This is a genomic window from Syntrophales bacterium, assembly GCA_030655775.1.
In the GTDB taxonomy this organism is placed as follows: Bacteria; Desulfobacterota; Syntrophia; order Syntrophales; family JADFWA01; genus JAUSPI01.
This window is the reverse complement of sequence record JAUSPI010000120.1, coordinates 1-5239: the sequence shown is the minus strand read 5'-3', so window position 1 is coordinate 5239 and position 5239 is coordinate 1. Positions and strand designations below refer to the sequence as shown.

Annotated in this window: 5 protein-coding genes; 4 read left to right on the top strand and 1 reads right to left on the bottom strand. The window is 42.4% G+C overall.

The features are described from left to right. The 4 genes from mrdA to amrB all read left to right on the top strand — a co-directional run. Positions 1-1156: penicillin-binding protein 2 (gene mrdA, locus Q7J27_06415; protein MDO9528779.1), on the top strand; the 1156-nt coding region annotated here is incomplete at its 5' end. Positions 1157-1431: 275 nt separating this feature from the next. Beyond that, a complete protein-coding gene (gene rodA, locus Q7J27_06410) occupies positions 1432-2547 on the top strand; it encodes a rod shape-determining protein RodA (GenBank protein MDO9528778.1) in 1116 nt (371 codons plus the stop codon). A 104-nt stretch (positions 2548-2651) separates the two neighbouring features. Next, complete coding sequence (locus Q7J27_06405) at positions 2652-3062, top strand: polymer-forming cytoskeletal protein (GenBank protein ID MDO9528777.1); 411 nt, start codon at positions 2652-2654, stop codon at positions 3060-3062. Between the two features lie 173 nt (positions 3063-3235). Further along, on the top strand, positions 3236-4738 hold the full coding sequence (gene amrB / locus Q7J27_06400) for an AmmeMemoRadiSam system protein B (GenBank protein MDO9528776.1): 1503 nt from the start codon (positions 3236-3238) through the stop codon (positions 4736-4738). 98 nt (positions 4739-4836) lie between these two features. Here the strand turns inward: amrB and Q7J27_06395 are convergent, their stop codons facing one another. Beyond that, positions 4837-5151, bottom strand: a complete 315-nt coding sequence (locus tag Q7J27_06395) for a four helix bundle protein (protein MDO9528775.1) — start codon at positions 5149-5151, stop codon at positions 4837-4839. Between the last annotated feature and the right edge of the window lie 88 nt (positions 5152-5239).

Sequence of the window (5239 nt, the reverse complement as noted above, 5' to 3'; positions counted from 1 at the left end):
GCCCGGCTATAATGTTGTTCTTACTATAGATTCTAATCTTCAAAAGATTGCGCAGGATGCTTTTGAAGGAAAGGCGGGTTCAGTTGTCGTGATGGATCCCCGTGATGGTTCAGTATTGGTTATGTTGAGTAGCCCCTCTTTTGATCCAAACCTGTTTAACCGGGGAATATCTGCAGATAACTGGGAAAGGCTTTTAAGCAACCCCTTGCACCCGATGGAAAACAGGGCTATTTCCGGGATGTATCCTCCCGGTTCTACATATAAGCTGATAGTAGCCGCAGCGGCACTCGAAGAAGGGTTAATAACTCCAGAAACTTCTTTTTTCTGTGATGGGTCATTTATATTGGGTAACAGGACATCCAGATGTTGGAAAAAAGGCGGTCATGGTGAAATTAGTCTGCACCGTGCTATTGTGGAATCCTGTGATGTCTATTTCTACAATCTCGGGAAGTTGGTCGGGATTGCTAAATTGGCAGAGTATTCCCGGGGGTTCGGCCTGGGAGCAAAAACAGGTATAAATCTCCCAGGAGAAAAAAGCGGTTTGGTCCCGACAAGGGAGTGGAAGTTAAATAGATTCAAGGAACCATGGCAAATGGGTGAAACGATTTCTGTATCGATAGGGCAAGGATTCATGCTGGTAACACCAATACAACTGCTGAACGCATATTGTGCCCTGGCGAATGAAGGAACTTTGTGTGTTCCCAGGATTGTAAAAAGGATTGAAACCGCCGAGGGACAGATCATCGAGGAATTTAATCCGGAAATAAAATCTCACATCCCCGTCAGTGAAAAAAACATTGAAATATTAAAACAGGCATTATGGGGAGCGGTTAATGAAAATCAAGGAACAGGGCGGGCTTTAAAGAGGAAGGAAGAGGATGTGTGCGGAAAGACCGGTACAGCTCAGGTTGTCAGTATGCCGGAAGATGGGGAAGATGTTGCGGAGGGAAAAACCCCATATAAGTTGAGAGATCACGCCCTCTTTGTTTGCTTTGCACCTTCCAAAAATCCTGAGATAGCCGTGGTAGTTGTTGTTGAACATGGCGGCCATGGTGGATCAGCAGCAGCACCAATCGCCAGAAAGATTATAGACGGATACTTTGACAATATCAAAACAGAAAATGCAAAATTAGTTGCTATCGGCCAAAGCCGATAGATCGAGGCACAGAGGCACAAAGAAAGAAAATTGGGGACTGTTTTTTTCAAACTTGACAAGTTGGTAAAAAGTCTTTTCGGAGCGAATTCAAGCATTTTGGGAAAAAGATGGTGGTAGTGACCGGCGTTAAGAAAATCTAACTGTTTGAGTGCATAAGCACGAGTTTTAGATTTTTAGCCGGGCAATAACAGCATCCCCAAAATGGTTTTGAGCGAAGAAAACGGACTTTTTACGAGCGCATCAAACTTTTTATTTTGATATTTGGGGAGCTTTAAGTGAAGTTTGATCGTAGATTATTATTCAGTTTTGATTGGGTACTACTTTTTTTAGTATTGTCAATCAGTTTTATCGGAGTTTTGAATCTTTACAGCGCAGGTTACAGCTTAGCCGATCTGAATGGCAAACCCCTTTATATAAGACAGATGTACTGGATTATGATCGGCCTTGTGTTTATGGTAATCTGTTTCTGTATAGATTATCGTTTTATAGGCAGGTATGCATATGTTATTTATGTAATTTCCGTCATCCTTCTTATAATGGTCTTCCTTTATGGAAGTGGGGCTCATGGATCCCAGAGGTGGCTTGTCGTAGGAGGATTTTTTTTCCAGCCGTCTGAAGCAGTAAAGCTGACGGTTATACTTGCCCTTGCAAAATATTTTGATGACAATAAAACTGATGAGAGTTACAACCTCAGGAAACTACTGCTTCCCTTCCTGATAGTATTGCTTCCCTTCCTGTTAATATTAAAGCAGCCCGATCTCGGTACCGCCCTGATTTTGATTGTTCTTTTTTTATCGATGGCCATTTTTATTGGTGTAAAGCGGAGTTCAATTATCTCATCTGCCATCGGCGGTATCGTCCTGGTTCCTATCTGCTGGAATTTTCTGAGGAATTATCAGAAAGAGAGAATATTAGCCTTTTTAAATCCGGAGAGAGATCCCCTCGGTTCGGGATATCATGTCATTCAGTCCATGATTGCCGTTGGCTCAGGCGGTATTTTAGGAAAAGGTTTCTTAAAAGGGACACAAACTCAGCTAAAATTCCTGCCGGAACAGCAAACAGATTTTGTGTTTTCTGTTTTCGCGGAGGAATGGGGCTTTCTCGGGGGTACGGTATTGATGATCATATTTCTTGCACTGATATTATGGGGTTTAAATGTTGCACGGAACTCGAGGGATTTGTTGGGAGCCTTAATAGCATTTGGCGTAACTATGCTTGTTTTCTGGGAGATATTTATAAATATCGGTATGGTTTTAGGCATTCTTCCCGTTGTGGGTCTTCCCCTTCCTTTTTTAAGCTATGGGGGGTCTTCAATGGTTGTGCTGATGGCAGGCATTGGATTGATTATGAATGTAAGCATGAGAAGATTTATTCTTCAACAGCAAGAGTAAGGGCTTGACCGGGGGCGCCGCAATATGAAACAAACATATTTCTTGCCGGGAAGCCCCGTCCTGTAGGCGGGGGGATTCACGATTGATACAAAAGGAGACTTTGTATGGCTAACAAAAATAATGAAAAAGAGGTAAAGGCATTCCTGGGAAAGGGAACAGAGTTCGACGGAAAGTTAATGTTTGATGGTTCTGTCAGAATAGATGGTGATTTTAAGGGAGAGATATTGGGTGGTGGAACATTAATTGTTGGAGAGAGCGCAAATATTGAGGCGAACATTGCGGTTGATAATTTATTGGTAGGCGGTCAGGTGAGGGGAAGTATTAAAACTAAAAAAAAGGTAGAGATTTTTTCAACTGGAAAACTTATGGGAAATGTCAAGACAGAGATTTTCGTTGTACAGGAAGGAGCAATTTTTGAAGGAGATTGTCAGATGGGCAGTAAGCCGGAGAAAGAGGACGTCAAGGAAGAGGGGGTTATTAATAATTACTTGACAGAAGAAAAGCCCATTTTATAAAACCAAAAGTTCAGTGGTAAAATAGCTGGAGGGCACCAGCCATAGCCCTTCAATTTAAGATTTTTGAACTGAACAGCGAGCGCATTATTCTTCGAATTACTTCGTTCCCCGCTGCTTGCTGCGGGGAGCTTCAATCATAAAAGCATTTATTTCGCGAAAATGAAAAATGAATCATGAAGAAATTTATCAGGATAACATCTATTGTGGTATTGGCGCTTCTATTTATTGTGGCGTGGTCTGAAAGGGGGGACGGAATAGATATGAAAGATGTTAGAAAATCGATTCTTGCAGGATCATGGTATCCTGGAAATCCGGTGATTTTATCGTCCGATATAGATGGCTTTCTTAAAAATGTGCCGGCTGAATTTTTAGATGGAGAAGTAGTTGCTCTGATCTCACCTCATGCAGGTTATACATATTCCGGGCAGATTGCCGCGTATTCCTATAAGCTTGTGGAGGGAAAGACTTTTGATGCTGTAGTTGTTATAGGACCAAGTCACCGTACCTATTTCCAGGGGGTTTCTATATACAATAAAGGTGGATATGAAACACCTCTGGGAATTGTTCCAGTAGATGCACAGTTGGCGAATGAGATTATTGCTCAAAGCCCTGTGATATCTTATGTTCCGACCGCCCACATGCAGGAACATTCCGTTGAAATACAGCTCCCCTTTCTACAGGCGGTCTTGGGCGGATTCAGCTTCGTCCCGATAGTCATGGGGGATCAGAACAGTCAGACCTGTGAAGAGTTGGCCAATGCGATTTTCAGATCAGTAGCCGATAAAAAAGTTCTTATAGTTGGAAGTTCTGATCTTTCTCATTTTCACAGCTATGACAGAGCCGTGAAGTTGGACTCGGTGGTTTTAGATCACATAAATAAAATGGATACGGAAGAGCTTTTAAAAGGTCTGGAAAGAGGCACCTGTGAGGCTTGTGGTGGTGGGCCGATGGCTGTTGTCATGATGGTTGCTAAAAAGCTTGGTGCTGATAGTGTTAAGGTGCTGAAATATGCCAATTCAGGAGATGTTACAGGAGACAAGAGTGGTGTTGTCGGTTATGCTTCTGCAGCCTTTTATAAAGCCACCCCTTCTGAGACCGTCAAGGAAGAAACCCCGGCTGGAATCGATATGGGGCTCACAGAAACAGAGAAAAACAAACTCCTCGAAATTGCCAGAAGCGTAATTGAGAGCAGGATATCGGGTGAAGAAAATCCCGAATTTCAGGTAGAATCAGCCACCCTTAGAGAGAAAAGGGGGGCTTTTGTAACTCTCCATAAACATGGACAGTTAAGGGGATGTATAGGATATATAGATGCGAAAAAGCCCCTGCACAAGACCATCGAAGAGATGGCCGTGGCTGCTGCCTTCAATGATCCAAGATTTTCTCCCGTTAGCCGGGAAGACTTGAAAGATCTGTCGATTGAGATATCAGTTCTTACCCCCTTGAAGGAGATTAAAGATATAAACGAAATCGAAGTCGGTATCCATGGAATCTATATAGTAAAAGGTTTTTATTCCGGCATTCTTCTTCCCCAGGTAGCCACGAAATATAAATGGGACAGGCTTACCTTTTTGAAAGAAACCTGTCATAAAGCAGGTCTTCCATCTGATGCGTGGTCGGATAAAGACACCAAAATTTATATCTTCTCTGCTGATATTTTTGGTGAAATCGAATAAAAACCGGCCAAAAGAATCACACCTGATATTCCATGAAGCGCATTCCTGCGTATTCGTAATCCAGGCATCGTCATCCTCCTGGTTTGTACCTTTCAAGTTTATTTTGAGATTAATAATGTAAGGTTCTTCTCCAATTTAGTTGGAGAAGAGGGTCCAAGGATTCCAGGGGTCAAGGATTCAAGGGTTTGTTTTTTAGAGACTTTACCTGTCTGCGTGCGGGCACGCACAGGCAGGTCAGTGCTTTTAACATTCTTTCGCTTTCTGCTATATCTTTTTTTTAATTTACCCAATACACCTTTTTCAATTAAATCCAAATCCCCTGCTAATAATATTTGCGTTTCCAGTTCGCAAACAGAACCATAAGATATATAAAGCATCCTAATGTAATCCGGGGTTGTCTTTCTTCCTTTCACTCGAATCCTTGAATCCTTGCCCCCTTGAACCCTCTGGTATTAATTGGAGATGTCTTTCGAGACGTTTGCAGGTTTTGCAAACGTCTCG

Excerpts from the sequence above, each read along its gene's own strand:
- amrB (MDO9528776.1), top strand. The coding sequence starts at position 3,236 with ATGAAGAAATTTATCAGGATAACATCTATTGTGGTATTGGCGCTTCTA.
- Q7J27_06405 (MDO9528777.1), top strand. The coding sequence starts at position 2,652 with ATGGCTAACAAAAATAATGAAAAAGAGGTAAAGGCATTCCTGGGAAAG.